The sequence below is a fragment of the Streptomyces sp. NPDC030021 genome, assembly GCF_055574035.1.
On the sequence record NZ_JBVIAH010000019.1, the window covers coordinates 13,712 to 37,067 of the forward strand.

The window sequence follows — 23,356 nt, forward strand, 5'->3', positions numbered from 1 at the left end:
CGCAGCGGGGCGCAGGCGGGCGGCCGGGTCACCCGCCGAGCGCCAGCCGGACCGCGAAGAGCCCGAACACGGCGGCGGTGAGGCTGTCGGCGATCCGCAGCACCCGCGGTGAGCGCAGGTGCGGTGCGAGCCGGTGGACCACCCTCATCCAGGTGAGGAGCCAGAGCAGGCCCAGGGCCAGGTAGCAGGCGGCCAGCAGCGGGACGCCGGCCTCGGGGGCCATGCCCGCGGGCACGAACTGGGGCAGGAAGGCCATCAGGAAGATGCCCACCTTGGGATTGGACCCGGTGCACAGCAGGCCCTGCCCGAAGGCCTGGCGCACCGAAGGGCCGGCGTGGCCGGCCGCTCGTCCGGACGGCGGGGGGCCGGCGGGCGGTTCGCCCGTCGCGTGCGCGGGGACCGCGACCGTGGCCTGGGGGGACGGCGCCGGGGCCCCGGCGCCGGCCCGGCCGGTGGCCCGCCGCACGGCGAGCACGGCCCAGCCGAGCAGCACCACCGCGCCGGCCCAGCGGAAGGCCGCGAAGAGCCCGGGGCTGGCCGCGAGGAGCGCGGCCAGCCCGGCCGCGCCGAGCCCGGCCTGGACGGCCCCCGCGGTGATCATGCCGAGGGCGGCGGCGGTGGCCACCCGCAGGGAGCCGTTCAGCACCAGGTTGGTGATCATGACGAGATCGGGCCCGGGCGTCATGATCACCACCAGGGAGCTGATCAGGAAAGCGGCGGTGTTGATCGCTGCTCCTCGATGGAAAGCAGGCGTTCCGCGGCCCGGACGGCCTCGTAGTCCCGCTGGATCTGCCCGGCGTCGGGGTGGGCGAGGATCACGAATCCGAAGTTGAGACTGTCGACCAGGTCCCGGGTGGCGGGGACGTGGTCGCCGTCGGACAGGTTCTGGACCGAGAAGTGGTGGCTGGGGAGGTCGCGGACGCCGTCCAGGGCGGCCGTGCCGTGGACGGTTCCGGAGCGGGGCGCGATGTGGAAGACGCACATCTGGTGGACGAGCAGCTCGTAGCTCTGCGGGAGTTCACCCCCGGTCAGCCAGCGCACGGTCCGGTCGATCTGGCTGTCGCCGGTGGCGTTGCGGTTGAACCGCGGCTGGCCGCCGCCGTGCGGCCGGGCACCGAGCTCGATGAGCAGCGGTCCCTCCGCCGTGCCCATCACCTCGACGTGGGCCGAGCCGAAGCGCAGGCCCACCGCGTCCAGGACGCCGAAGACGTACTCCGTGAGGCCGGGCAGGGCCGGATCGTCCGGCGGGAGCCATCGCATGGTGTCGTAGACGGCCATGTGCGGACCGTTGTCGACCTTGCGGTAGGCGCACACGTCGACCACGGCGTGCTTGCCGTCGTGGCTGAAGGTGTCGATCACGTACTCGGTGCCGGTGACGAACTTCTGGACCAGGAGCCGGTCGTCGACCTCGCCGAACTGGTTGACCCGGCCGAGCTGGCGCGCGAACACCGTCCGCCAGTCCTCGCCGCCCGCCAGCTTGATCACACCGTCCGTGCTGGCGCTCTTGGGCGGCTTGACGACCAGGTCCGCCCCGGCCAGGCCCTCGCGCTCCAGCCAGGCCGCCACCTCGTCGGCGTCGGCGGTGCAGATCTGCGGGATGACCGGCAGGCCCGCCGCCGCGACGGCATCCGCCATGCTGCTCTTGTCCCTGCGCGCCGCCGCGAGTCCGGGGACGTTGCACCGCTCGGGCGTCACGAGCGGGGCGAGCCGTTCGGCCAGTTCCACCCCGGACTCGCAGCCCGCCACCACGCAGCGCGGGTCCAGCGCCCGCAGCCGCTCCGCGACGGCCTCCAGGTCGCCCTCGTAGACGATGATCTCGGGGAAGTCCTGCGGCTGGTAGGAAGAGGCGTAGGCCTCCGGCGGCCGGGGGCCGGTGACCACCGCCGCCACCGGGACGCCGTGATCGGCCAGCGTCTGTGCGAACAGGGCCCCCGAGGAGTACGGGTCCACGATCACGCAGGGGCCCTGCGGTGCGTCCGGGGTCCGCTCAGCGCTCGTCACGGCCGGCCGCCTCTCCGGCCGCCAGGGCGGCCACGGCGTCGCAGTAGCGCGCGAAGAACTTCCCGGCCGGCTCGCTGATCCGGCGGGCGCGCACCGGGGCGTGCACCATCCCCTCCTCCATCACGTACGTCACCGGCGTGCCGTTCTGCCGCAGCCGGGCGGTGTACTTCTCGGCGTCCACGCGCAGCGAGTCCATCTCGCAGCCCACGACGTAGGCGGGCGGCAGGTCGTGGAAGGTGCCGGTGAGCAGCGGCGAGACGTACGGGAGTTCCGCCTGTCCGGGCTCCGGGCAGTAGCACGCGGTGTAGAACTCCATCTCCCCGCCGGAGAGCAGGGGCGCGTCCTCGCCGCCGTGCCGCCACCGGGTGAAGTCGAGCACCGGGCTGATCACCGCCTGGCCGCGCAGCCGGGGGCCGCCCCGGTCGCGGGCGATCATCGAGAGGACGACGGCCATGTTGGCTCCGGAGCTCTCCCCGCAGAGCACCGCGCCCTCGGGGTCGATGCCGTCGAGCCCGAGCCCGGGCAGGTCGGCCAGCGTGCCGCACAGTCCGGCGTAACAGTCCTCCAGCGGGCCGGGGTGCGGGTTCTCCGGGGCCATGCCGAAGTCGAGGGCGATCGCCACCAGGCCGGTGCGGTGGGCGAGTTCGGCGACCAGGCTGTGGTGGCTGTGGAGGGAGCCGATGACGAAGCCGCCGCCGCGTATGTAGAACAGCACGGCGTCGCCGGTGCGCCGGGCCGGCTCGTAGATGCGGATCCGGGCGGTCCGGCCGCCGTGGGTGACGCTCGCGTCCCGGTGGCTGACGCCCTCGGGCACGGGGATCGGGAGGACCTCGGTCAGCCCGTCGTACAGGGCGCGCTGTCGTTCGACGGGGTAGGTGTAGAAGTCCGGCGGCAGGGCGCCGTCGACCGTCTTCACGAAATTCTCGATGCCGTCTGCGTAGGCCATGGGCAGCTTCGCTCACTTCCGGATCACGGCGTGCCGGCGAACCGCGGCACGGGGGAGAGGGCTCAGGAGGTTTCGGCGGGCGCCGGCGCGGCGGCCGGCTCGGCGTCCGCGGTCCGCTGCTGCCGGCCGGCGGGGGGTTCGGCCATGCCGATCAGGGTGACGACGACGGCGACGGCGGTCAGTGCTCCGCACAGCCACCACACGGAGGCGGCCGAGGCCTGCCACGCCGCGATGCCGATCACCGGGCCGACCGCGTAGCCGATCTGCATCGGGAAGGCGGAGGCCGCGATGTAGCGGCCCCGCAGGTGCGCGGGGGCGACCTTGCCGGGCCAGGCGGAGGCGGTCGGGGTGCCGATCATCTCGCCGACCGTCCACACCACCGTCGCGATCACGAACATGGCCATGCCGGGACCGGCCACGTACAGGTTCATGCCGACGCCGACGAGACCGACGCCCAGCGCGACGGCGAACCGGCCCGGGAGGTGCTGCACGTACTTGGTGAACAGCAGTTCCAGGCAGATGACCATGGCCGCGTTCAGCGAGAGCAGGGTGGAGTAGAAGGTCGGTCCGTGGCCGTCGGCCTTGAGCTGGAGCGGCAGCGCGGAGGTGTGCTGGATGTAGACGACGGCGTTGAGGAACAGCGCCAGCAGGAACAGCAGGTAGCGCCGGTCGCGGAGTACGGCCAGGTACGACGCGCCGTCGGCCTGCGGGTCCCGGGCACCGGGACCGGGGGTCGTGCCCGTGCGGACCAGGACCAGGGCGAAGAGGGCGAAGCCGACCGAGGTCACCGCGTCGATATAGAACATCAGGTTGTACGAGTAGCTGATGAGCAGGGCGCCGAGCAGCGGGCCCGCGGTGGTGCCGAGGTTGAACGCCATGCGGTAGACCGCGAACACCATCACGTGGTGTTCCTCGGGGGTGGCCTCCACCAGCAGCGCCGAGGAGGCGGGCCGGTAGGCCTGGGCCGCGATGCCGATCACGGCGGCCACCGTGATCACCACGGGCAGGCTGTCGAGGAAGACCAGGCTGAGGGTGAGCAGGCCGGCGAGGGCCATCGATCCGACGATGGTCCACGCGTAGCCGACCCGGTCCGAGATCGAGCCGCCCGCCAGGACGCCGACGACCGAGCCGACCCCGTACGCACCGAGGGCGAAGGCGGCCGCGGACGTGCTGAAGCCCTTGTCGGTGAGGTAGAGCACCAGGTAGATCTGGAGGAAATTGCCCAGCCGGTTGATCAGCATGCCGGCCAGGACCAGCCAGATCGGTCCCGGGATCCCGCGCAGGGTCTGTACGACGGACGGCCGGGCGGCCTTGCGGCCCTCCGGAGAGTCGTGTCCGGTGTTCGTCACGGAGCGGGTACCTCCACCGGGCGGGAGTCGAGCTCCACGATCTCGGGGGCGCTCAGCAGGGCGGTGCGGGCCTGCTCGACCGAGTCGGCGAGGGCGATCACGCGGGCGTAGCGGGAGATGTAGCCGCGCGGCGGCAGACGCAGCACCGCGCCGGGGCCCGCCATCGCGTCGGCGCTGTGGACACCGGCCGGGAAGCGGTCCTCGTGGACGGTCACGGCATCGATCTCGATGTCCTCGTCCGGGTACAGGAAGGCGATGGCCGCGGCCTTGCGGTGGCGGACCCCGGTGTCCGGGCGGACCCCCGCGGCGGTGTCCGCCGCCGCCATCGCGACGTCGACACCGGTGGCCAGCTCCCCGAGGTAGGGGATCATGTCCCCGCCGAGGCGGGCGTTGACCTCCATCAGGCGCAGTCCGCCTGCGGTGATGCGGAATTCCGTGTGGCTGACGCCGGTGTGGAAGTCCAGCGCGGCGTGCGCGGACCGCAGCGCCTCCAGCAGCCCGGGATCGGTCAGCAGCGGGTCGGCCCCGTCGACCTCGTGACCCGTCTCCTCGAAGAAGGGCGCCAGGCCGACCTGCTTGCGGGCGACGACGAGCGGCACGCACTCCCCGTCGAAGAAGACCGCGTCGACGCTGATCTCGGGGCCGTCGGCGAACTCCTCGACGAGCACCGACACGTCGAAGACGGGAACACCGGGGTAGGAGGCGCCGGAGGCCGCCCGGTAGGCGTTCTCCACGTCATCGGGGCCGTCGGCCTTGCGCACGCCCATCCCGCCGGCCAGCCCGCGCGGCTTCAGCACGACGGGGAAGCCGATCTTCTCCGCCGCCGCCCGGGCCTCGGCCAGGGACCGTACGCCGATCGAGGCCGGCTGCGGCACCCGGGCCGTCTCCAGCGCGGAGCGCGTGGCGGCCTTGTCCCGGCAGGCGATGACGGACTCGGGGGAGTTGCCCGGCAGCCCGAGCGCCTGTGCCACGTGCGCGGCGGGGGTCACGAGCCCCTCGTCGTAGCAGAACACGCCGGCCACGTCGTGCTCGGCGGCCAACTGCCGGGCGGCCGCCGTCAGCGCCTGCGGGTCGGTGTTGTCCACGGTCGTGGAGCCCACGACGTACGGCTCTTCCCAACTCACCGGAGCGGGCTGGAGGAGCCATAACGCGTAACGCGTGCTCACCGTCCGCAGAATGAACTCCCTGCTGCGCTGACCGCTGCTTCCGATCAGCAGCAGAAGCGGCTTCTCGCCGTCCCACGCCATGGTCCACACTCCTCGTTCGTCGTGATGCCTTCGGCCGGTGCGCCGCCACCTGTAGAACACCGGGGCGGTCCGGGCCGTTGCACCCGGCGCCGGGTGTCCGGCGCCGGGTGCAACGGGATGGGATCAGACCGCCGCACCCGGGCGGGCGAGTTCGGCCGACAATGGCCGGTACTCACGGCTGGTGCGGCCGCATACGTCGGCCGGGGCCGTCGCGGCGCGGGCGGGCCGGTCGGGGAAGACCGCCGTGACCCGGTTCCCGGTCCGTACGGCCGGGACCTCGGCCCGCAGCCGCGCCGCGGACGTCTTGCGGTCGTGCCAGGGGCAGATCAGCCGGCCGGCGTCCGGCGTCACACCGGCCAGGTGGAGCGGGCCGCCGCGGTGGGGGCACTGGGCGTTCATCACGAAGCCGCGGCCGCCGACCGTGGCGTACACGTACGCCGTCCCGGAGACGACCACGCAGTTGTCCCGCCCCGCGACGGGGAAGCTCACTACAGGCATTTGCGGTAATCCCCCACCGAGTGGATCTCGTAGACACACTCCTCGGACAGAATGTCGGCGCCGTGCAGCCGGTTGCGCCGGATGACGACTCCCTCACCCGCCTCCAGCGTCAGCGACGAGCCGAGCCCGCTCTCGAAGCGCATGGTGCCGGAGACGATGTGGCAGAGCTCGTCGCCCTCGTGGCAGTGCGTGTTCGACAGCTCGTTGAACGGCTCGACCAGGTGCGCCACCGGCGCCTGGACCCGGCCTTCCCTGATGGCCTCGTAGACGGGACCGTGCAGCTTCTTGAGCTCCGGCTGGTCGTCCATCCAGGAGATCTGCGCGACGAAGTCCTTGTCGGCGACCTCCAGGAGCACCCGGTACTCCTCGATGCCCCGGACGATCTCGGGGATGATCCCCTCGCCGTGCGCCTCGATGAGCGGCGCGATGATCTTCTCGCGCGCCATGCGGCCGTGGTGCTGGTCGATGTGGACGTGCTCGGTGAAGTAGGTGGTGTCGACGGAGTCGCCGAAGATGCCGTGCAGCAGGCGGTCGGCGCGCCGGCAGAAGTCCACCAGCGAGCTCTCGGTGTAGAACAGGGCGCCGACGTAGCGGAAGAACAGCTCGTGGTTCTTGCCCAGGTAGTGGAAGTAGTTGTTCAGCAGCAGGCTGCTGTTGAGGTAGTACTGCCAGTACCGGTGGAGGTCGGACTGCAGGCCGACTGACTCCAGCGTCCGCTCGAACAGGGTGCTGTGCTTGGTGTCGTGCACGCCGTAGCCGTACTCGTCGATGACGACCTTGAACCACTCGGACTGCACCGGTCCGTAGTAGCCGAGGACGTTGCGCATCATCGGCGACGCCTCGGACAGGAAGTCGGGGGCGAACTGCACCAGCCACATGCGGGCGGCGCGCTCGGGGTCGGTGGAGCCGGTGACGGCCGCCTCGATCGGTGACAGTCCCTCGCCGCCGCCCATGTCGAGCGAGTCGAGGTAGCTGTCCAGGCTCGCCCTGGTCCACTTCCCGGACGTCTCGACCTCGTCGTCGAGGAAACCGAAGGCGTACCGCTCCAGAGCCGGGCGTATTCGCTCCCCGAGCGCCCGGTTGGCCGGGCTGTAGAACGCGCGGAAGTCCTCCTCCTTGCCCTCCAGGCCGGACTTGGGGAAGAACACCAGGTCCGCCTCGTAGATCGAGGTGAGCAGGCGCTGCACGGCCAGGCTCGTGTAGTCGAGGATGTTCTCCCGGCCCGGCACCTTGTCGAAGTCGAGGTGCGGCAGGACCTGCGGGCGCAGCTGGCGACGGTAGGGGTTGTCGTCGTTCTGCCAGTCCAGGTTGTCGAGGAAGATCGGGTTCGTGGCGTACTGCACGATCGCATCGCGCAGTTCGGTGCCGCTGAGTTCGAACGGGACGTGCTGCGGTACGTGACTCATTGCGTTCTCCTTGGTCCGGATGCGCAGGAGGTACGGCCGGCGGCGCGGGGTGGGTCCGCAGGCGGTGTCGGTCGGGCGTCAGACGTGCACGCTGAGGGAGAAGTCGCTCCACCGGAGCCGGAGCGGGACGCTCTCGCCCGCCTTCACCTGGACGGACTTCTCCAGCGGGACCCAGCCCTGCATCCAGTGCGACCGGGTGTTCTCCGGGGAGTTGGTCAGCGTGGTGCCGGCCGCCATGTCCAGCTCGAACCAGACGACCAGGGCGTGCGCCTCCCCGTCGGTGCTCGCGGTGAGGTCGACCTGGCGTTCGCCCGGCTCCAGGGGGTCCTCGGCCAGGTCGAACTCCACGACCGTGGCGGTCTCGGACAGGAACCGGTGGGGCCAGGTGCCGAGGCGCACCGGGAGGTGGCCCCGGGTGGACAGCGTGTTCATCAGCGAGACGTCGAATCCGCCGGCCGTCGTGACCTGGTTGAGCCGCAGGATGTCCTCGCTGCTGACCAGCCGGCCCAGGATCCGGGCCGCGGAGGGGAACATGATCCCGCCGGGCTTCAGCAGATGCCGTCGGGCGTGCCGGATGGACGGCAGCAGGCCCTCGCCGATGAGCCCGCAGTCGACGATCTCCGAGACCAGTACGTCCACCGGGCCGTCGAGGTCACGGCCGGTCTCCAGCGAGGTCGACGGCTTTCCGATCACCGTGATGACGTCGCTGAAGCCGTGGGCGTCGATCACCTGCCGGGCCACCTCCGCGAGCAGCGGATTCATCTCGCAGGTGATGACGCGGGCCGCGCCCGCCCGGGCCGCCGCCATGGCGAGCAGCCCGCTCCCCGAGCCGATGTCCAGCACGGTCGCTCCGGATGGGATCCCACGAGCCAGGGCGCCGGCCAGGGCGTCATTGCGCTCGGTGTCGTTCAGCATCGCGAAGTGCCAGCGGGGAACGGTTCTGCGGGCGATCCGGGCGAAGACCTCGGAGTCGGTCGACGGACGGCCCGCCGGTGTCGTGAGCAGGGCGGACGCCTGCTCGGCGATGTCGTTCATCTCCTGCGCCAGCGATTGCAGGGACGCGGTGATGAGCCGGTGTTGAGAGCTGTTGACCGACAGGTTCGGACCGCCGGGTCCGGGATCGTGCCCTGATGTCGCGACCTGTGCGCCCTGGACGTGCTGCATGTTCGCCACCGCTCCTCACGTTGGACCGCCCGATCAGCCGTGGTGCACGACGGCTCGTCAAGATCGGCGCTCCGTCGCAAGGCGACCGTACGGAAGCCCGGTGGTGCGGAACTTCAGCGGAACTCCAGCGCGAGCGGCGGTTCTGCCGGGGGCGGGCGCGCCGTACGGGGCGCTGACCCGCGGGAACCGCGGGTTCCGCCGGTCCACTGGAACGAGGCGGCAGAAACCGGGTCCTCGGACCGGTTGATTCCGCCGCCTCCCGGTATAGACATCCCCTAGCGCGCGTCGTGGAAGATGACGCCCAGCACGTGGCGCTGCCCGCTGAGGACGGCGCTCACGCCGTGCCGCAGCGTCACCCGGCTCCAGCCGCGCACCGAGCGCACCGGACGGTGGTCGACCGTGAAGATCAGGCCCTGGCCCTGGGTCGGCCGTCTGACGAGCGGGCGGGACTGGGCGCGCGGGCGCTGTTCGACGAACACGCTCTCCCCGCCGGTGAAGTCCTCGTCCGGGCGGTCGAGCATGATCGCCACCTGGAGCGGGAAGGTCAGGTCACCGTAGACGTCCTGGTGCAGGCAGTTGTAGCCGCCCCGCCCGTACCGGAGCAGGAGCGGGGTCGGGCGGTGCTGCCCGGCGGCCGCGCACGCCTCGACCAGCCCCTCGTGGTCGGGGGCGAAGGCCGGCTGCCCCAGACGCCGCGCCCAGTCGTTGGCGATCAGGGCGAGCGGCGGGTACAGCCGCTCCCTCAGGTCCTGGACGAGCTCGGGCAGCGGGTAGGCGAAGTAGCGGTAGAGGCCCTCGCCGAAGCGGTGCCGCGCCATGGTCACGGTGCTGCGGAAGGCCGTGGGGTGGTCGAAGAGGTCCCGCAGCTCCGCACACTGCTCGGCCGACAGCAGCGGCGGGGTCACCGCCACCCCCTCGGTGTTCAGTTCCGCGGCCAGCCGCGTCCAGTCGAGGGTTCCGGGCGCGGAGGGGGCGAAGACCGGGCCGGGCAGTTCGAGGCCGGGGAGCTGGGACGGCTCGTACGCACTCACATGCTCTGCTTTCTGCGGCGGGGAGGACGGATTCAGGCGGCCGGCGCGGCCGCGGCTTCGAGGGCGAGCAGATGGCGCTTGGCCTCCAGCCCTCCCGCGTAGCCGCTGAGACTGCCCGTGGAGCCGATGATCCGGTGGCAGGGCAGCACCACGCACAGCGGATTCGCTCCCAGCGCCGTGCCGACGGCACGCGCGGCGCCGGGCCGCTCCAGCGCCCGGGCGAGTTCCGCGTAGGTCGCGGTGCGCCCGTACGGGACGAACTCGGCGAGCATCAGGTTGGTGCGCCGGCTGAACGGGGTGGCGAGCCGCAGGTCCGTCGCGACGGTGAAGTCCCGGCGCGTCCCGGCCAGGTACGCGTCGATCTGTTCCCGGGCCTCGTCCAGGACCTTGTGCCCCGGTGCGCCCGCCTCCCCCGGTCCGGCCGGGCGCAGTCCGGCCCGGCCCAGGCGCTCCGCGGCTTCCTCGGTGGTGCCGTAGCAGCACAGCACGAGCGCGTCGTCCGTCGCCGCCAGCACGAGCGGCCCCAAGGCCGTGGGATGGATCTCCACCGTCGCGGTGGCAGCGCTGAGCGGACCGGGGGTCGGCATGGCGGGACTCCTTCGTTCGTCATGATCTTCGTTCGTCACGACCCGGCCCACCGCCAGGGCCGTGCGGCGACGGTAGAAACACCGTCGCCGCCGAAAGGGTTGCGCGGTCAGCGATCGCGCAGTTCCAGCGTGCAGCACTTGACGCTGCCGCCGGCCTTGAGCAGCTCGGAGAGCTCGACCCCGATCGGCTCGAAACCGCGCGCCCGCAGCTTGGCGTGCAGGCCGGTGGCCGCGGCGGGCAGGAGCACGTGGCGGCCGTCGGAGAAGGCGTTGAGGCCGAAGACGGCCGCGTCCTCGGCGGTGGCCAGGACCGCCGTGGGGAACATGGCGCGCAGTACGGCCTGGCTGCCCTGGGAGAAGGCGGCCGGGTAGTACATGACCTCGTCCTCGGACAGCACGGAGAGCGCGGTGTCCAGGTGGTAGTACTCCGGGTTCACCAGGGTCAGCGAGGTGACCGGGAGGCCGAAGAACTCCTGCGCCTCCGCGTGGGAACGCGGGTCCGTGCGGAAGCCGGTACCGGCCAGCAGGCGGCGGCCGACGGTGAGGATGTCACCCTCGCCCTCGTTGACGAATTCGGGCCACAGCGTGTCCGTGTAGCCGCGCCCCTCCAGCCACCGCAGGTACGCGGGCCCTTCGGCGGTGCGCTCCGCGTGCCGGAACCGGGCCCCGTAGACCTTGCCGTCGACGACGGTGGCGCCGTTGGCCGCGAACACCATGTCGGGCAGGCCCTCGATGGGGTCTATCTCCTCGACCACGTGGCCGAGTTCGAGGTACAGGTCGCGCAGGCCCTCCCACTGGCTGACGGCGAGCGCGTTGTCCGTGGCGTGCTGCGGGTTCATCCACGGGTTGATCGAGTACGTGACGTCGTAGTGCCGGGGACGGCACATCAGCAGACGTCGGCGCGTGGCGACCCGTGTGGGGCTCTCGGAACGGTAGAGCGCGCCGGCAGGGGTGATGGGCTCGGTGAGCGGCACGAGGGCTCCTTCTCATGGGGTTTCGATGGAAGCCCGGCTGCCCGAGGGATGGTTCGGCCAGCCGGATGCGTGTGACGCAACTGATCACAAGACCCCATGGAAATGGGGCTCGGAGTTGACCGGAAGTAATCGTGGACACCGGCCAATCAACGCGCCCGCGAGGGCCGCCGCCGAGTTGATTGTCCGTGGCCGAGACGGCTTCCGGGCAATCGGGCACTGCCATGGAATGTGGTCATCACCCGGGAGGCAACGCAAGGACGCGAACCGTCCTGCCTGACCGTACGAACCTGTCCACCTGTTCCATCTGGAGGTACTTCCATGGCGCATCGCAATGTCGAACTGCTCGCAGTCGGCGCAGGCCCGGCGAACCTGGCGCTGGCGGTCGCCGTCGAGGAGCTCGCACCCGAGCTGGCCGGTGACACCCTGCTGATCGAGCGCGAGCAGGACATCGTGTGGCAGCGCGGCATGCTGCTGCCCGACGCGCTCAGCCAGGTGTCCTTCCTCAAGGACCTGGTCACCATGCGCAATCCGTGCAGCAGATTTTCCTTCGTCAATTTCCTTCACTCGCAGGAACGTCTCGACGCTTTCGTCAACCTGGCGAGCTTCGTGCCTTACCGCAGCGAGATATCCGAGTACCTGCAGTGGGTCGCCAATGAACTGGAGACGGTGCAGGTCGAATACGGCCGCGAATGCGCCGGCGTCGAGGCGGTGACGGGCGACGACGGCGAGATCGCCGGCTGGCTGGTCACCCTTGCCGACGGCGACACCATCGGCTGCCGCTACCTCGTGATCGGTGCGGGCCGGGACGCCCACGTCCCCGCCGTGTTCGACGGCCTGCCGGCCGAGCGCGTCATCCACAGCACCCAGTACACGCACCGCATCGCCGACGTGCGGGCCGACCTGCCGCACCGCGTCGCGGTGATCGGCGGCGCGCAGAGCGCGGCCGAGCTGTTCGGCGCCGCGCTGCGGGACCTGCCCGAGTGCAAGCCGACGATGATCATGCGCTCCATCGGTCTGAACGGCTACGAGAGCAGCAAGTTCACCAACGAGCTCTACTACACGTCCTTCATCGACGAGTTCTACGGCTCCTCGCCCGAGGCCCGCCAGCAGCTCCTCGGCGAGATGTACCGCTCCAACTACGGCGGTCTCTCCCCCGCCACGCTCGACGGCCTGTACCGGCAGTTCTACCAGGACCGCCGCTCCGGGCAGGAGCGCCTGGGCATGCACCCCATGACGGACGTGACCGGCGCCCGCATGGACGGCGACGAGGTCGTCCTGACCCTCGTCGACCGCAAGTCGGGAGCCGAGCGGGAGATGCGCACGGACCTGGTGCTCCTGGGCACCGGCTTCGTCCGCGAGATGCCGTGGGCGGTCAAGGCCCTCGCGGAGTCGATCGGTGTCGAGGCGATCAACGTGAGCCGCAACTACCGGCTCGACCTCGGCCGCCCGGCGACCGCCGCCTGCTACCTGCAGGGCGTCAACGAGGCCACCCACGGCATCGCCGACTCGCTGCTCAGCGTGCTCGCGGGCCGCTCCGCCGAGATCACCCAGGACATCCTGGCGCACCGCCGGAGCCGTTCCGCGGAGGCCCCGGCCCCGCGCGAGCTCGCGCTCGCCGGCGCGGTCTGAGACCCGCGCACCCCTCACGAGCCGTACCCGTCCGACGAGGAGAGACCGAAGCACATGCTCACCCAGCCACTCGACCGCGAAGGACTGACGCACGAGAACGGCCTCGACGCGCAGCGGCTGCTGCCCTGGCCCGAGCTCAACGCCCCGTTCGAAGGGTCCTGGTGCGTGATCCGCCCCGGCACCGCATCGACCGCCCACGCCCACCACGAGTACGAGATCTTCATCGCCGTCGCCGGCACCGCCGTCCTGGAGTCGCAGGGCGTCCGCAAGCCCTTCACGACCGGGGACATCGTGCACTTCACCCCGGGCTCCGACCACCGGGTGATCAACGAGTCCGACGAGGACTTCGAGATGTACAGCGTCTGGTGGGACCTCGACATGACACAGCGGTTCGCAGCTCGCCACGAAGGAGTCCAGGCATGACACGCCGTACGGTCATCATCGCGCCGCCGCCGACCCCGAACGGGGACCTGCACACCGGGCACCTGGCGGGCCCCTACCTGGCGGGCGACGTGTACGCGCGCTACCTGCGGGCGTCGGACCGGCCGGTGATCTTCACCAGCGGTACCGACGACAGCCAGACCTACGTGGTGGCCAGCGCCGCCCGCGCCGGGCTGACCCCGGAGGAGCTGGCCCTGCGCTCCGCCACACAGATCCGCGCCACCCTGGAGGCGGCCGGCGTCTCCGTCGACGGCTTCGCCCCCTTCGACAAGGGCTACCGCCAGACCGTCATCGACTTCGTCACCGACCTCCACAGCGAGGGGGCGTTCCGGCTCAAGACGGTGCGGCTGCCGTACATCGAGGCCACCGGCGAGTACCTGATGGAGGGCCTGGTCGCCGGCGACTGCCCGGTGTGCCTCGTGGAGAGCCGCGGCGGACTGTGCGAGTCCTGCGGCCACCCCAACAACTTCGACGAGCTGCTGCGTCCGCGCTCCACCGTCGATGCGGACGCCGTGGTCACGCACCGCGAGGCGCAGATCCTCGTGCTGCCGATGGAGGAGTACCGCGACCGGCTCGCCGACTACTACGTCCGGCACCGGGACGTGCTGCGCCCGCACACCGCGCAGCTCGTCCGGGAGGCGCTGGACCGCCCGCTGCCGGACTTCCCGATCACGTACCCGACCGCGTGGGGCATCCCGGCGCCGTTCACCGAGACGCCGGGCCAGGTCCTCAACGCCTGGGCCGAGGGCATGGCCGCCTCGATGTACTGCACCTGGTACGCGGCCGAGCAGCTCGGTGAGCACACCGACCGCTTCGACGAGCACTGGCTGTCCGAGCACGGCATCGACCTCGTGTACTTCCTCGGATTCGACAACGTCTACTTCTGGGGGATGACGCACCTGGCCCTGCTGATGGCGCACGGCGACCGGTACGTCGAGCCGCACGCCATCGTGTCGAACGAGTTCTACGAACTGGAGAACCAGAAGTTCTCCACAAGCAAAGGTCACGTGGTGTGGGCCGCCGATCTGGTGGCCGAGGTACCGCGTGACCTGGTGCGCTTCTACCTGGCGCTGACGGCGCCGGAGCACTCCCGGACGAACTTCAGCCGTGAGGCGCTCGACAGCCTGTCGAGCTCCCGGCTGGTCGATCCGTGGAACCACCTCGCGGGCCGGCTGGACGCGCTGCTCACCGGCGTTCCGGCGGACGCGCTGCTGCCGGTCTCCGAGACCGGTGCCCAGGAGGCGGGGATCGTCGTCGAGCGGTTCCGCTCCCACTACGAGCTGGAGAGCTTCAGCCTCCACCGGGCCGCGGACCTGATCGTCGTCCACCTCGACCGGCTGCTGAAGCAGGCGGACCGCGTGGCGGCGGACGTCCCGAGCGACCTCGGCGACCTGGTCCTCGCCGTCCGGACGCTGACCGCGTGCGCCGCTCCGCTGCTCGTCGACCTCGCGGCCCGTGCCGAGCGGGCCGGCGCCGATCTGAGCCTGCCGGCCGGTGCCTTCCCGGCCGACCCCGTCGCTCCGCTGCGACTCCCCCTCCTGTCGACCGCGGTCGGGGCCTTCGCGCCCGTGGCCGAGCCGGCCGACATCCGAGCCTGACCTCCGAGGAGCACTGTGTCCACGATCGCCCCGCCCCGTCCCAATCGGGCAGAACGACTGCTCATCCCCGCGACCTTCATCACCAACCTCGGCAACGGCATCCAGCTCACCGCCGCCTCGTACCTGGTCTTCACCGAGGCCAACACCATGCTCGCGGTCAGCTGGCTGATGATCGCCGTCACCATCCCGCAGGTGGCGCTGTCCCTCTTCTTCGGCAAGCTCGCCGACCGCTTCGACCGCCGCACCCTGGCGATGATCTCCGACCTGGCCAGCGCGGCCGCCGCGATCGGCCTGCCGGTCTGGCTGGCCCTCGGCGGTAACCCCTCGACCGTCAGCTACGTCGCCAGCTTCGTCCTGTCGATCTCCGCGGCCCTCTTCTTCCCGGCCAGCAACGCCCTGATCAAGGAGCGCATCCCGGAGTCCCGGCTCGCCCAGTTCAACGGCAACGCCGAGATCGCCATCCAGGGCGGCACGCTCGCCTCGGCGGCCCTCGGCGGCTGGGTGATCGTCTGGGTCGGCACCACGTCGCTCTTCTACTTCAACGCGATCACGTTCCTGCTCTCCGCCGTCCTGCTGTTCTTCATCGGCCGCCGCCCGGCCGGCCACGGCACCAGCGCCCCGGAGGCCGCGGCCAAGGCCGCCGCCGCTGCCAAGGCCGCCGCGACCGGCTCCCGCCCGCCGCTGGCCCGTCTCGCGCTGCTGTACATCATCGGCAACATCGTCATCATCGTCGGCAACAGCATCATGCTGGTCCTGGTCATCGAGGGCTTCAAGTCCAACGCCGGCTACCTCGGCATCGTCGACGCCCTGTTCGGCATCGGTGCGCTGTTCGCGGCCTGGGCCTTCAAGAAGATCAGCTCCAAGGCCACCGTGCTGAAGACGGCCCTGATCGGCTACCTCGCCTTCGCGGTGCTCCTGTCCCTGGAGTCCGTCCACCTCTACGCGATGATGGCCGTCATCCCCTTCGCCGCCATCGCCTTCTGCGTGGCCCGCATCTCGGCCCGTACCGCCCTGATGAGCGCGGCGCCCGAGGAGAAGACGGGCTTCGTCTTCGGCGCCACCAACGCCTTCGGTCTCGCGGCCGGCACCACCGCCGTCGTCCTGATCTCGCTCCTGGTCGACTCCACCAACGTGAAGAACGGCTTCTACGCCCTCTCCGCCCTGGTCGTCGTCATCGCCACCCTCACCGTCATCTCGCTCCGCAAGCACGACCGCGAGGTCGCCGCCGCCGAGGCTGCCGCCGCCGAGATCGTGTCCGAGCCGGCCGCCGAGACCGCCGAGGCCACCGAAGCCGCCGAGCCCGTCCCGGCCAAGGTCTGAGGGGAGAAGCACAGATGAAGCTGCTCGCCATCGAGGCCAGCCAGAACGCCACCTACTACATCTCGCGCTACCAGCAGATCGAGGCCCTCGGAGCCGAGGTCCACGTACTCAACGGCATAGGCACCGAGGACTTCTGGGACGCGGAGCGCTACCGGATCGCCGGCTCCAAGCAGATCGAGGACATCGTCACCGCCGCCAAGATCTGGCACGCGGAGGAGGAGTTCGAGGGGGTCCTGACCTTCTCGGAGTCCGGGGTCGTCACGGTGGCGGCCGTCGCCGAGGCGCTCGGACTGCCGAGCATCGGCTTCGAAGCCGCCCGGACCAGCCGCAACAAGCTGCTGATGCGTCAGGCTCACGAGCGCGGCAGCGCGGCGCACCCCGGCTTCCGGTACGCCCCCGACGTCGAGGCCGCCCTGACGGCCGGTGAGGAGCTCGGCTACCCGCTGATCCTCAAGCCCACCCTGGGCGCCGCCAGCAACTTCGTGTTCAAGGTCGACGACCCCGAGGAGATGCGGGCCCGCTTCGCGGACGCCACCTCGGGCATCGAGACCATGACCTGGGCCCTGATGGAGGCCGACGGACTGGACCTCGGCCCGAACGGGATCATCGTCGAGGGCTACCTCGACGGCCACGAGCACCTCATCGAGGCGCTGGCCTGGGACGACGAGGTGTACCTCGGCTCCATCGTGGACCGGATCACCGTCGAGAGCGGGACCTTCGACGACGACGTCCACCACGCGCCGAGCTCCCTGACCCCCGAGCAGATCGCCGCGGTCCACGAGGTGGTCCGGGACGCGGCGCACGCGCAGGGACTGCGCCGGTCCGTGCTGCACGCCGAGGTGAGGTTCCACCAGGGCGAGCCCTTCATCCTGGAGATAGCGATCCGTCCCGGCGGCGGCGGTCTCGACCACATGGCGCGGATCAGCGCCGGCCACGACCCCATCCGGTGCGTGGCGGACGTGGCGCGCGGCATCCGGCCCGACGTCTCCCACTACGCGCCGACCGGTGTGCACACCGCAGCGATGTGCCTGATCAGCGGGGCGGGAACGGTCGAGTCCATCGAGGTGCCGACCGAGGTCGCCGAGGACCCCGCGCTGTTCTTCCTCAAGATCACGGCCACGGCGGGGACCGTCATCAAGCGCCCGCCGGCCGGCAACAACATCCTCGGTTTCATCGGCGCCACGGGCACCTCCCTGACGGAGGCGCTGACCACCGCGCACGTCGCGGCCGGCCGGATCCGCACCGAGATGAGGCCGGAGCATGGCTGAGACCCCGCGGCGCACGGCCACCAGGCGGCACTACCTGATGTGCCGGCCGACCCACTTCGAGGTGACCTACGCGATCAACCCGTGGATGAACCCCGAGAAGCCCATGGACGCCGGCCTGGCGCTGGCCCAGTGGGAGCGGATCCGGGACCTCTACCTCGGGTTCGGACACGAGGTCTCTTACATCGACCCGGTCCCGGGCCTGCCGGACATGGTGTTCTCCGCCAACGGCGCCACCGTGGTCGACGGCAGGGTGCTGCTCGCCAAGTTCCGCCACCAGGAGCGGGCGGCCGAGGCCGACGCCCACCGGGCCTGGTTCGAGGCCCGCGGCTACACCGACCTCCACGTCCCGCAGTACGTCAACGAGGGCGAGGGCGACTTCGCCCCCGCCGGCCGGCGGATCCTGGCCGGTGCGGGATTCCGCAGCGACCCCGGCGCGCACGAGGAGCTCCGCGCGTTCTTCGGCCTGCCGGTGGTCGGCCTGACCCTGACCGACCCCCGCTTCTACCACCTGGACACCGCGCTGTTCGTCCTCGACGAGGACCTGGTGGCGTACTACCCCGCCGCCTTCTCCGAAGAGAGCCAGGACGCCCTGCGCCGGCTGTACCCGGACGCGATCCTCGCCACCCGCGAGGACGCCGATGCCTTCGGCCTGAACGCGGTGAGCGACGGACTGAACGTGGTGGTGACGGAGACCGCCACGCACCTGATCGGTGAGCTGCGCGAACGCGGCTTCGAGGTGCACGGCGTGGACATGTCCGAACTGCTGAAGGCCGGTGGCGCGGTCAAATGCATCACTCAGGAGATACGACGCCCGTGATCGATTACGACGGCAGAAGTTTCCGCAACACCGGTTACCCGGCGGGCGAGGACGCCCCCGTCGGCCACTACCGCCAGGACGGCGACCTGCTCTGGGCCGACTTCGACGGAGGCCCCGTCCGCAGGGGCTCGCTGAACGGGCGCGTGGAGCCCGACGGGAACCTCGAATTCGCCTACACGATGGTCCTCGCGGACGGCGAGGTGGTCGCAGGACGGTGCTGGAGCACCCCCGAATTCCTGGACGACGGACGGATCCGGCTCAACGAGCGCTGGGAGCGCTACGGAGCCCACTCGGACAGCGGTGAATCCGCACTGGAGGAGGTAAGGACATGACCCCGCCCACCACCCCGCTCCGCGGGGGCAGCGTGACCTGGGCCTGCACCAGCGGCTTCAGCCCGGTCTTCATCTTCCCCTTCACCCCGGGCGAGTACTACGGGGTGGCCAACCTGCACGAGTTCCAGACGCTGATGTACCGGCCGCTGTACTGGTACGGCACCGGCGGGCAGCCGACGGTCGACTACGACCGCAGCCTCGCCGAGCCCCCGGAGTGGAGCGAGGACGGCCGCACGGCGACGATCACGGTCAAGCCCTACAAGTGGTCGAACGGCGAGACGGTCGACGCCGACGGCGTGATGCTGTGGATGCACCTCCTGGAGGCCGAGAAGGACAGCTTCGGCGGGTACACACCGGGGTTCTTCCCGGACAACCTGACCGGCTACGAGAAGGTCGCCGAGGACAAGGTCAGCTTCACCTTCGACCGCGCCTACTCGCACAACTGGGTGCTGATGAACCAGTTCAGCACCATCACCCCGCTGCCGAAGGCCTGGGACCGCACCGCCGACGACCGGCCGGCCGACGCCACCCACGACCCCGCCCAGGCCTCCGCGGTCTACGCCTATCTGCGGGCCTGCAACGACGAGCGCAAGAGCTGGGACACCAGCCCCGTCTGGACTGTGGTCAACGGACCCTGGAAGCTGAGCAGTTACACGATCGACGGCATCTCCGGCGAGGCCGTCCTGGTACCCAACGAGAGCTACTCGGGCCCCAACAAGCCCTACCTGGACGAGTTCCGCCTGATCCCCACCGGCTCGGACACCGAGCAGTACGAGATGCTCCGCCGCGGCCCCGAGGCCCTGGACGGCGTGCAGATCGGCTTCCTGCCCTTCGACGAGGTCGCCGAGCCGGCCGAGGACCTGCTGGCGGGCGGGCCCAACCCGCTCGGCGAGCACTACGACCTCGTCCCCCAGCTCACTTACAAAATCCATTACTTCCCGATCAACTTCAACAACCCCACCGTCGCCGGAAAGATCTTCAAGCAGCTTTACTTCCGCCAGGCACTGCAGTCCTGCCTCGACTCCCGCGGCGCCATCCGCGACGTCTACAAGGGCTACGGCTACCCGACCACCGGGCCCATCCCGGCCCTGCCCGACAGCCCGCTGCTCTCGCCCGCCGCGCACGAGGACCCGTACCCCTTCGACGTCGATGCGGCCCGCGCCTTCCTGACCGGGAACGGCTGGGACACCAGCACCACCCCGGCCACCTGCGTCCGCGAGGGCACCAGCCCCGGGGAGGCGGGCGAGGGCATCCCGGCCGGCACACCGCTGCGGTTCTCGATGCGGTACGCCCAGGGGCACGAGACGCTGACCGCGGTCATGCGCAAGTTCGCCGCCGACGCCGCCGAGGCGGGCATCGAGATCGTGCTGACCGAGGTCGAGGCGAGCGTCCTGGTCCTGGAGGACACCACCTGCACCCCGGGCCCCGACAGCCCCTGCCTGTGGGAGTTCAGCGACTGGAACGGCGGCTGGGGTTACGGACCCGGCTTCTACCCGACCGGCGAGGCGCTCTACTCGACCGGCTCCTCGGTGAACTTCGGCAGCTACAGCGACCCGAAGGCGGACGAGCTGATCGCCCGCACCGTGGTCAGCGACGACCTGGAGGACCTGTACGCCTACCAGGACTACATCGCGCAGCAGGTCCCGGTCGTCTGGATGCCCAACTTCCCCTTCCGCCTGCTGGAAGTGGCCAACAACCTGAAGGGCGTGGCTCCGATCAACCCCTTCGGACTGATCAACCCCGAGGACTGGCACTACGTCGGCGAGGTGCTCTGATGTATCAGCGGCTGATCGGCCTCCTCGACAGCAATCAGGCCCGCTACCGGCTGATCGACCACGTGGCCGAGGGCCGGACCGACCTGGCGAGCGTCCTGCGCGGCCACCCGCTGGAGCAGGCCGCCAAGTGCATCGTCGTCCGCGTGAGCATCACCAAGCGGGTCGGCAAGTACGTGCTCGCGGTGGTTCCCGGTGACCGGCAGGTCGACCTGGAGGCGGTCGGCGCCCTGTTCGGCGGCGGGCGGACGGCATTCGCCACGCCCGAGATCGCCGAGCGCCTGGCCGGCAGCGTCTGCGGCACGGTGATGCCGCTCAGCTTCCACCCCGATCTGCACCTCGTCGTCGACGAGGGCCTGATCCTCACCGAAGAGATCTATTTCAACGCGGCCCGCCTGGACCGCTCCGTGGCCCTGTCCACCCCCGACTACCTGGCCGTCGCCCAGCCGCAGCTCGCGGCGATCGCGACGGCCGGCGACCGGGTCCTGACCCACTCCGCGAGGTGACGAAGATGACTGATGACACGAGCCCGGCCGATGACGGCGTGGTGATCCTGGTCGGCAGCGGACAGCGCGCCTACCGCGAGTACCTGCTCGCCGGCGCCGCCCGGCGCCGCCCGATCTGGATCCTGGACGCGGTGGATCCCACCTGGCAGGAGCAGTACGTACTGGGCTCCACCACCGTCGAACTGCTCGACCGCGAACGCCTGGTGCCCGACACGGAGGGCCTGATCGAGGCCGCCGAGGCGGTGGCCGCCGAGCACCGCGTGGTCGGCGTGTTCAGCTACGACGAGACGCTCGTGGTGACCACCGCCCTGATAGCCGAGCGGCTCGGACTGCCGGGCCTGACCTCCCGCGGCGCCGACAACTGCCGCAACAAGCACAACACCCGGCAACTGCTGACCGCCGCCGGACTGCCCCAGCCGCACTTCGCCTACGTGACCGACGCGGAGACGGCCCTCGCCACGGCCGACTCCTTCGGCTACCCGGTCGTCCTCAAGCCCCGCGGCATGGGCGCGAGCATCGGCGTCATCCGGGTCGACGGCCCGGACGGGATCCGTGCGGCCTTCGAGGTCGCCGACGCCGCCAGCCACGGCGGGAACAGCGACTACGAGGGCGGGGTGCTGGTCGAGGAGTGCGTCATGGGCCCCGAGATCAGCATCGACGGAGTGGTCTTCGACGGCGCCTGGACCCCGCTCTTCCTCGCACACAAGGAAGTGGGCCTCGCGCCCTACTTCGAGGAGACCGGCCACGTGGTCAGCGCCACCGACCCGCTGCTCGCCGACGAGGAGCTGCTGGGCGTCCTCCGGGACGCCCACCGGGAACTGGGCATCGGCTACGGGATCACCCACACCGAGGTGAAGCTCACCACCCGCGGCCCGGTGATCATCGAGGTGAACGCCCGCCTCGGCGGCGACCTCATCCCCTACCTCGGCAGTCTCGCCACCGGCGTGGAGCCCGGGGAGCTGGCCGCCGAAGTGGCCGCCGGCGTCCGCCCCGAGTGGGCCCCGGCCGAGTCCCGCACCGTGGGGATCCGCTTCCTGTACCCGCCGGAGAACGGCACGGTCCGCTCGGTCGACGTACCCGCCCCCTCGGACGTGCCGGGGCTGCTGGAGACGAACGTGATGGTGGCGCCCGGGGTGACGCTGCTGCTGCCGCCCGAGGGCTACCTCAGCCGGTACGCCAACCTGATCTGCGCCGGAGACGACTTCCTGAGCTGCGAGGAGTCCCTCGCCAAGGCGGCCGCACTGACCACGATCGTCCTCGACAGCTGACCCGTCGGCTCAACGAAAACTGAAGGGAGGTGTGTGATGTCGACGAGGGTGACGGTAGTGGGCGGCGGAGTGATCGCCCTGCTCACGGCGGTCGAGTGCGTGCTCGACGGACACAAGGTCACGGTCGTGGACCAAGGCCCCATCCCGCACAGCAGAGCCACCTCTTTCGACCAGCACCGGATCCTGCGGGCCCTGCACCCGTCGGACCCGCGGACCACGGCGGCCGCTCTGCGTGCGCACCGCCGCTGGGTCGAACTGGAGGAACTGTTCCTGACGCGGTTCTACGAGCAGGTCGGCTCCCTCACCGTCCTGCCGCCCGAGGCCGCGGCCGACGCGGCGGCGATGCTCGCCGACGTCGGCGGCCACGCCAGGGAACTGACGGCGGCCGGCCTGGCCGACCGCTATCCGCACCTGCACGTGGGCGGCGGCCTCGGCGCGGTACTGGAGGACGAGGCGGGCGTACTGCTCGCCGAACGGGTCCTCGCCGCCTGCGTCGGCTGGCTGAAGTGGCAGCGGGGCATCGAGCTGATCGAGCACCGGGCCGTGACCGCCGTCGACGGCGAGAGCGGCAGCGTACGGCTGGTGGACGGGCGGGTGCTGCGCAGCGACGCGGTCCTGGTGGCCGTGGGCCCCTGGTCCCGGGACCTGCTGCCGCAGAGCATCTCCGAGCAGCTGACCCTGTACCGGCAGTCCCTCCTCTACTGCCGGGTGCCCCGGCAGCAGTCGCAGGCCTGGGCGGCCACTCCGGCCGTCCCGGCCCTCGGCACCGCGGGCGGAGCCTGGCTGATCCCGCCGGTGGCGGGCACGGCCCTCAAACTGACCTCGGCCACCGCCTGCCGGGTGGTGGACGCGATCAGCGACTACGCCACCGACCCGTACTGGCAGCGCAAGCTGGAGAAGGAGTTCGGGGACATCCTCCCCGGCTTCGGCCCGGCCTGGGTCACGGCGGCCAAGGACGCCTACTACTCGGCCTTCTCGCCGACCGGCGGCCCGCTGCTGGTCGCCCTGGGCGGCGCGGGATTCGCGTACGCGGCCTGCGGTGGCACATCCTTCAAGTTCGCGCCGCTCATCGCGCGGTCGCTGGCCGACCGGCTGATCGGCAGGACTCCGTCGCTGATCGGCCTCGGTGCGCTCGACGGGCCACCGCTGGACGTCCACACCCCGCAGCTCGCGGGACTGTGAGCGGCGGCCGGATGCGCAAG

22 protein-coding genes are annotated in these 23,356 nt (G+C 70.9%); 11 read left to right on the forward strand and 11 right to left on the reverse strand.

Features of this window, described 5'->3' with window-relative positions:
- Positions 1–28: 28 nt before the first annotated feature.
- From ACZ4YL_RS30745 to ddaH (ACZ4YL_RS30795), 11 genes are all read right to left on the reverse strand, one after another.
- Positions 29–685 (reverse strand): LysE family translocator, encoded by a 657-nt coding sequence (locus ACZ4YL_RS30745; RefSeq protein WP_468121086.1) that lies wholly within the window; start codon positions 683–685, stop codon positions 29–31.
- 20 nt (positions 686–705) lie between these two features.
- A complete protein-coding gene (locus tag ACZ4YL_RS30750; RefSeq protein ID WP_468121087.1) occupies positions 706–2,001 on the reverse strand; it encodes an ATP-grasp domain-containing protein in 1,296 nt (431 codons plus the stop codon).
- The gene (locus tag ACZ4YL_RS30755; protein WP_468121088.1) at positions 1,988–2,947 is read right to left on the reverse strand and encodes an alpha/beta hydrolase; all 960 of its coding nucleotides are present in this window, start codon (positions 2,945–2,947) and stop codon (positions 1,988–1,990) included. Before ACZ4YL_RS30755 ends, ACZ4YL_RS30750 begins: the two co-directional genes overlap by 14 nt.
- 62 nt (positions 2,948–3,009) lie before the next feature.
- A complete protein-coding gene (locus ACZ4YL_RS30760) occupies positions 3,010–4,296 on the reverse strand; it encodes an MDR family MFS transporter (protein ID WP_468121089.1) in 1,287 nt (428 codons plus the stop codon).
- A complete protein-coding gene (locus tag ACZ4YL_RS30765; RefSeq protein ID WP_468121090.1) occupies positions 4,293–5,543 on the reverse strand; it encodes an ATP-grasp domain-containing protein in 1,251 nt (416 codons plus the stop codon). The genes ACZ4YL_RS30760 and ACZ4YL_RS30765 overlap by 4 nt, the downstream gene beginning before the upstream one ends.
- Positions 5,544–5,666: 123 nt before the next feature.
- Positions 5,667–6,041 (reverse strand): Rieske 2Fe-2S domain-containing protein, encoded by a 375-nt coding sequence (locus ACZ4YL_RS30770; RefSeq protein ID WP_468121091.1) that lies wholly within the window; start codon positions 6,039–6,041, stop codon positions 5,667–5,669.
- Positions 6,032–7,447 carry an iron-containing redox enzyme family protein gene (locus ACZ4YL_RS30775; RefSeq protein ID WP_468121092.1) on the reverse strand — a complete coding sequence of 472 codons (1,416 nt, stop codon included), beginning with the start codon at positions 7,445–7,447 and terminating at the stop codon, positions 6,032–6,034. Before ACZ4YL_RS30775 ends, ACZ4YL_RS30770 begins: the two co-directional genes overlap by 10 nt.
- A 78-nt stretch (positions 7,448–7,525) precedes the next feature.
- Positions 7,526–8,611: a 50S ribosomal protein L11 methyltransferase gene (locus ACZ4YL_RS30780; RefSeq protein ID WP_468121240.1), complete on the reverse strand. Its 1,086-nt coding sequence runs from the start codon at positions 8,609–8,611 to the stop codon at positions 7,526–7,528.
- Between the two features lie 275 nt (positions 8,612–8,886).
- Complete coding sequence (locus ACZ4YL_RS30785) at positions 8,887–9,642, reverse strand: 2OG-Fe(II) oxygenase (protein WP_468121093.1); 756 nt, start codon at positions 9,640–9,642, stop codon at positions 8,887–8,889.
- Positions 9,643–9,674: 32 nt separating this feature from the next.
- The gene (locus ACZ4YL_RS30790; RefSeq protein ID WP_468121094.1) at positions 9,675–10,229 is read right to left on the reverse strand and encodes a methylated-DNA--[protein]-cysteine S-methyltransferase; all 555 of its coding nucleotides are present in this window, start codon (positions 10,227–10,229) and stop codon (positions 9,675–9,677) included.
- A gap of 107 nt (positions 10,230–10,336) precedes the next feature.
- Positions 10,337–11,203: a dimethylargininase gene (ddaH, locus tag ACZ4YL_RS30795; protein WP_382510533.1), complete on the reverse strand. Its 867-nt coding sequence runs from the start codon at positions 11,201–11,203 to the stop codon at positions 10,337–10,339.
- Positions 11,204–11,521: 318 nt separating this feature from the next.
- Between ddaH (ACZ4YL_RS30795) and ACZ4YL_RS30800 the strand changes: the two genes are divergently transcribed.
- Genes ACZ4YL_RS30800 through ACZ4YL_RS30850 form a run of 11 tightly spaced genes read left to right on the forward strand, consistent with a single transcriptional unit; the run spans position 11,522 to position 23,336 of the window.
- Entirely contained in the window at positions 11,522–12,832 is a 1,311-nt protein-coding gene (locus tag ACZ4YL_RS30800) for a lysine N(6)-hydroxylase/L-ornithine N(5)-oxygenase family protein (RefSeq protein ID WP_468121095.1), read from the forward strand.
- Between the two features lie 54 nt (positions 12,833–12,886).
- Positions 12,887–13,255, forward strand: coding sequence for a cupin domain-containing protein (locus ACZ4YL_RS30805; RefSeq protein ID WP_468121096.1), 369 nt, complete (start codon positions 12,887–12,889; stop codon positions 13,253–13,255).
- Positions 13,252–14,871: a class I tRNA ligase family protein gene (locus tag ACZ4YL_RS30810; protein WP_468121097.1), complete on the forward strand. Its 1,620-nt coding sequence runs from the start codon at positions 13,252–13,254 to the stop codon at positions 14,869–14,871. The genes ACZ4YL_RS30805 and ACZ4YL_RS30810 overlap by 4 nt, the downstream gene beginning before the upstream one ends.
- A gap of 15 nt (positions 14,872–14,886) precedes the next feature.
- The gene (locus ACZ4YL_RS30815; RefSeq protein WP_468121098.1) at positions 14,887–16,191 is read left to right on the forward strand and encodes an MFS transporter; all 1,305 of its coding nucleotides are present in this window, start codon (positions 14,887–14,889) and stop codon (positions 16,189–16,191) included.
- A gap of 14 nt (positions 16,192–16,205) precedes the next feature.
- Entirely contained in the window at positions 16,206–17,459 is a 1,254-nt protein-coding gene (locus ACZ4YL_RS30820; protein WP_468121099.1) for an ATP-grasp domain-containing protein, read from the forward strand.
- Positions 17,452–18,276, forward strand: a complete 825-nt coding sequence (ddaH, locus tag ACZ4YL_RS30825) for a dimethylargininase (RefSeq protein WP_468121100.1) — start codon at positions 17,452–17,454, stop codon at positions 18,274–18,276. The genes ACZ4YL_RS30820 and ddaH (ACZ4YL_RS30825) overlap by 8 nt, the downstream gene beginning before the upstream one ends.
- A complete protein-coding gene (locus tag ACZ4YL_RS30830; RefSeq protein WP_189738075.1) occupies positions 18,273–18,608 on the forward strand; it encodes an avidin-fold protein in 336 nt (111 codons plus the stop codon). Before ddaH (ACZ4YL_RS30825) ends, ACZ4YL_RS30830 begins: the two co-directional genes overlap by 4 nt.
- A complete protein-coding gene (locus ACZ4YL_RS30835) occupies positions 18,605–20,383 on the forward strand; it encodes an ABC transporter substrate-binding protein (RefSeq protein ID WP_468121101.1) in 1,779 nt (592 codons plus the stop codon). The genes ACZ4YL_RS30830 and ACZ4YL_RS30835 overlap by 4 nt, the downstream gene beginning before the upstream one ends.
- The gene (locus ACZ4YL_RS30840) at positions 20,383–20,886 is read left to right on the forward strand and encodes a YbaK/EbsC family protein (protein WP_468121102.1); all 504 of its coding nucleotides are present in this window, start codon (positions 20,383–20,385) and stop codon (positions 20,884–20,886) included. Before ACZ4YL_RS30835 ends, ACZ4YL_RS30840 begins: the two co-directional genes overlap by 1 nt.
- A gap of 5 nt (positions 20,887–20,891) precedes the next feature.
- The gene (locus tag ACZ4YL_RS30845) at positions 20,892–22,154 is read left to right on the forward strand and encodes an ATP-grasp domain-containing protein (RefSeq protein ID WP_468121103.1); all 1,263 of its coding nucleotides are present in this window, start codon (positions 20,892–20,894) and stop codon (positions 22,152–22,154) included.
- Between the two features lie 36 nt (positions 22,155–22,190).
- Positions 22,191–23,336: an NAD(P)/FAD-dependent oxidoreductase gene (locus ACZ4YL_RS30850; RefSeq protein ID WP_468121104.1), complete on the forward strand. Its 1,146-nt coding sequence runs from the start codon at positions 22,191–22,193 to the stop codon at positions 23,334–23,336.
- Positions 23,337–23,356 lie beyond the last annotated feature (20 nt).

Bases quoted from the DNA above. Each gene is read 5' to 3' on its own strand.
- ACZ4YL_RS30745 (WP_468121086.1), bottom strand. From the start codon at position 685: ATGACGCCCGGGCCCGATCTCGTCATGATCACCAACCTGGTGCTGAAC.
- ACZ4YL_RS30755 (WP_468121088.1), bottom strand. From the start codon at position 2,947: ATGGCCTACGCAGACGGCATCGAGAATTTCGTGAAGACGGTCGACGGC.
- ACZ4YL_RS30765 (WP_468121090.1), bottom strand. From the start codon at position 5,543: ATGGCGTGGGACGGCGAGAAGCCGCTTCTGCTGCTGATCGGAAGCAGC.
- ACZ4YL_RS30770 (WP_468121091.1), bottom strand. From the start codon at position 6,041: ATGCCTGTAGTGAGCTTCCCCGTCGCGGGGCGGGACAACTGCGTGGTC.
- ACZ4YL_RS30775 (WP_468121092.1), bottom strand. From the start codon at position 7,447: ATGAGTCACGTACCGCAGCACGTCCCGTTCGAACTCAGCGGCACCGAA.
- ACZ4YL_RS30780 (WP_468121240.1), bottom strand. From the start codon at position 8,611: ATGCAGCACGTCCAGGGCGCACAGGTCGCGACATCAGGGCACGATCCC.
- ACZ4YL_RS30790 (WP_468121094.1), bottom strand. From the start codon at position 10,229: ATGCCGACCCCCGGTCCGCTCAGCGCTGCCACCGCGACGGTGGAGATC.
- ACZ4YL_RS30800 (WP_468121095.1), top strand. From the start codon at position 11,522: ATGGCGCATCGCAATGTCGAACTGCTCGCAGTCGGCGCAGGCCCGGCG.
- ACZ4YL_RS30805 (WP_468121096.1), top strand. From the start codon at position 12,887: ATGCTCACCCAGCCACTCGACCGCGAAGGACTGACGCACGAGAACGGC.
- ACZ4YL_RS30810 (WP_468121097.1), top strand. From the start codon at position 13,252: ATGACACGCCGTACGGTCATCATCGCGCCGCCGCCGACCCCGAACGGG.
- ACZ4YL_RS30820 (WP_468121099.1), top strand. From the start codon at position 16,206: ATGAAGCTGCTCGCCATCGAGGCCAGCCAGAACGCCACCTACTACATC.
- ddaH (WP_468121100.1), top strand. From the start codon at position 17,452: ATGGCTGAGACCCCGCGGCGCACGGCCACCAGGCGGCACTACCTGATG.
- ACZ4YL_RS30835 (WP_468121101.1), top strand. From the start codon at position 18,605: ATGACCCCGCCCACCACCCCGCTCCGCGGGGGCAGCGTGACCTGGGCC.
- ACZ4YL_RS30840 (WP_468121102.1), top strand. From the start codon at position 20,383: ATGTATCAGCGGCTGATCGGCCTCCTCGACAGCAATCAGGCCCGCTAC.
- ACZ4YL_RS30845 (WP_468121103.1), top strand. From the start codon at position 20,892: ATGACTGATGACACGAGCCCGGCCGATGACGGCGTGGTGATCCTGGTC.
- ACZ4YL_RS30850 (WP_468121104.1), top strand. From the start codon at position 22,191: ATGTCGACGAGGGTGACGGTAGTGGGCGGCGGAGTGATCGCCCTGCTC.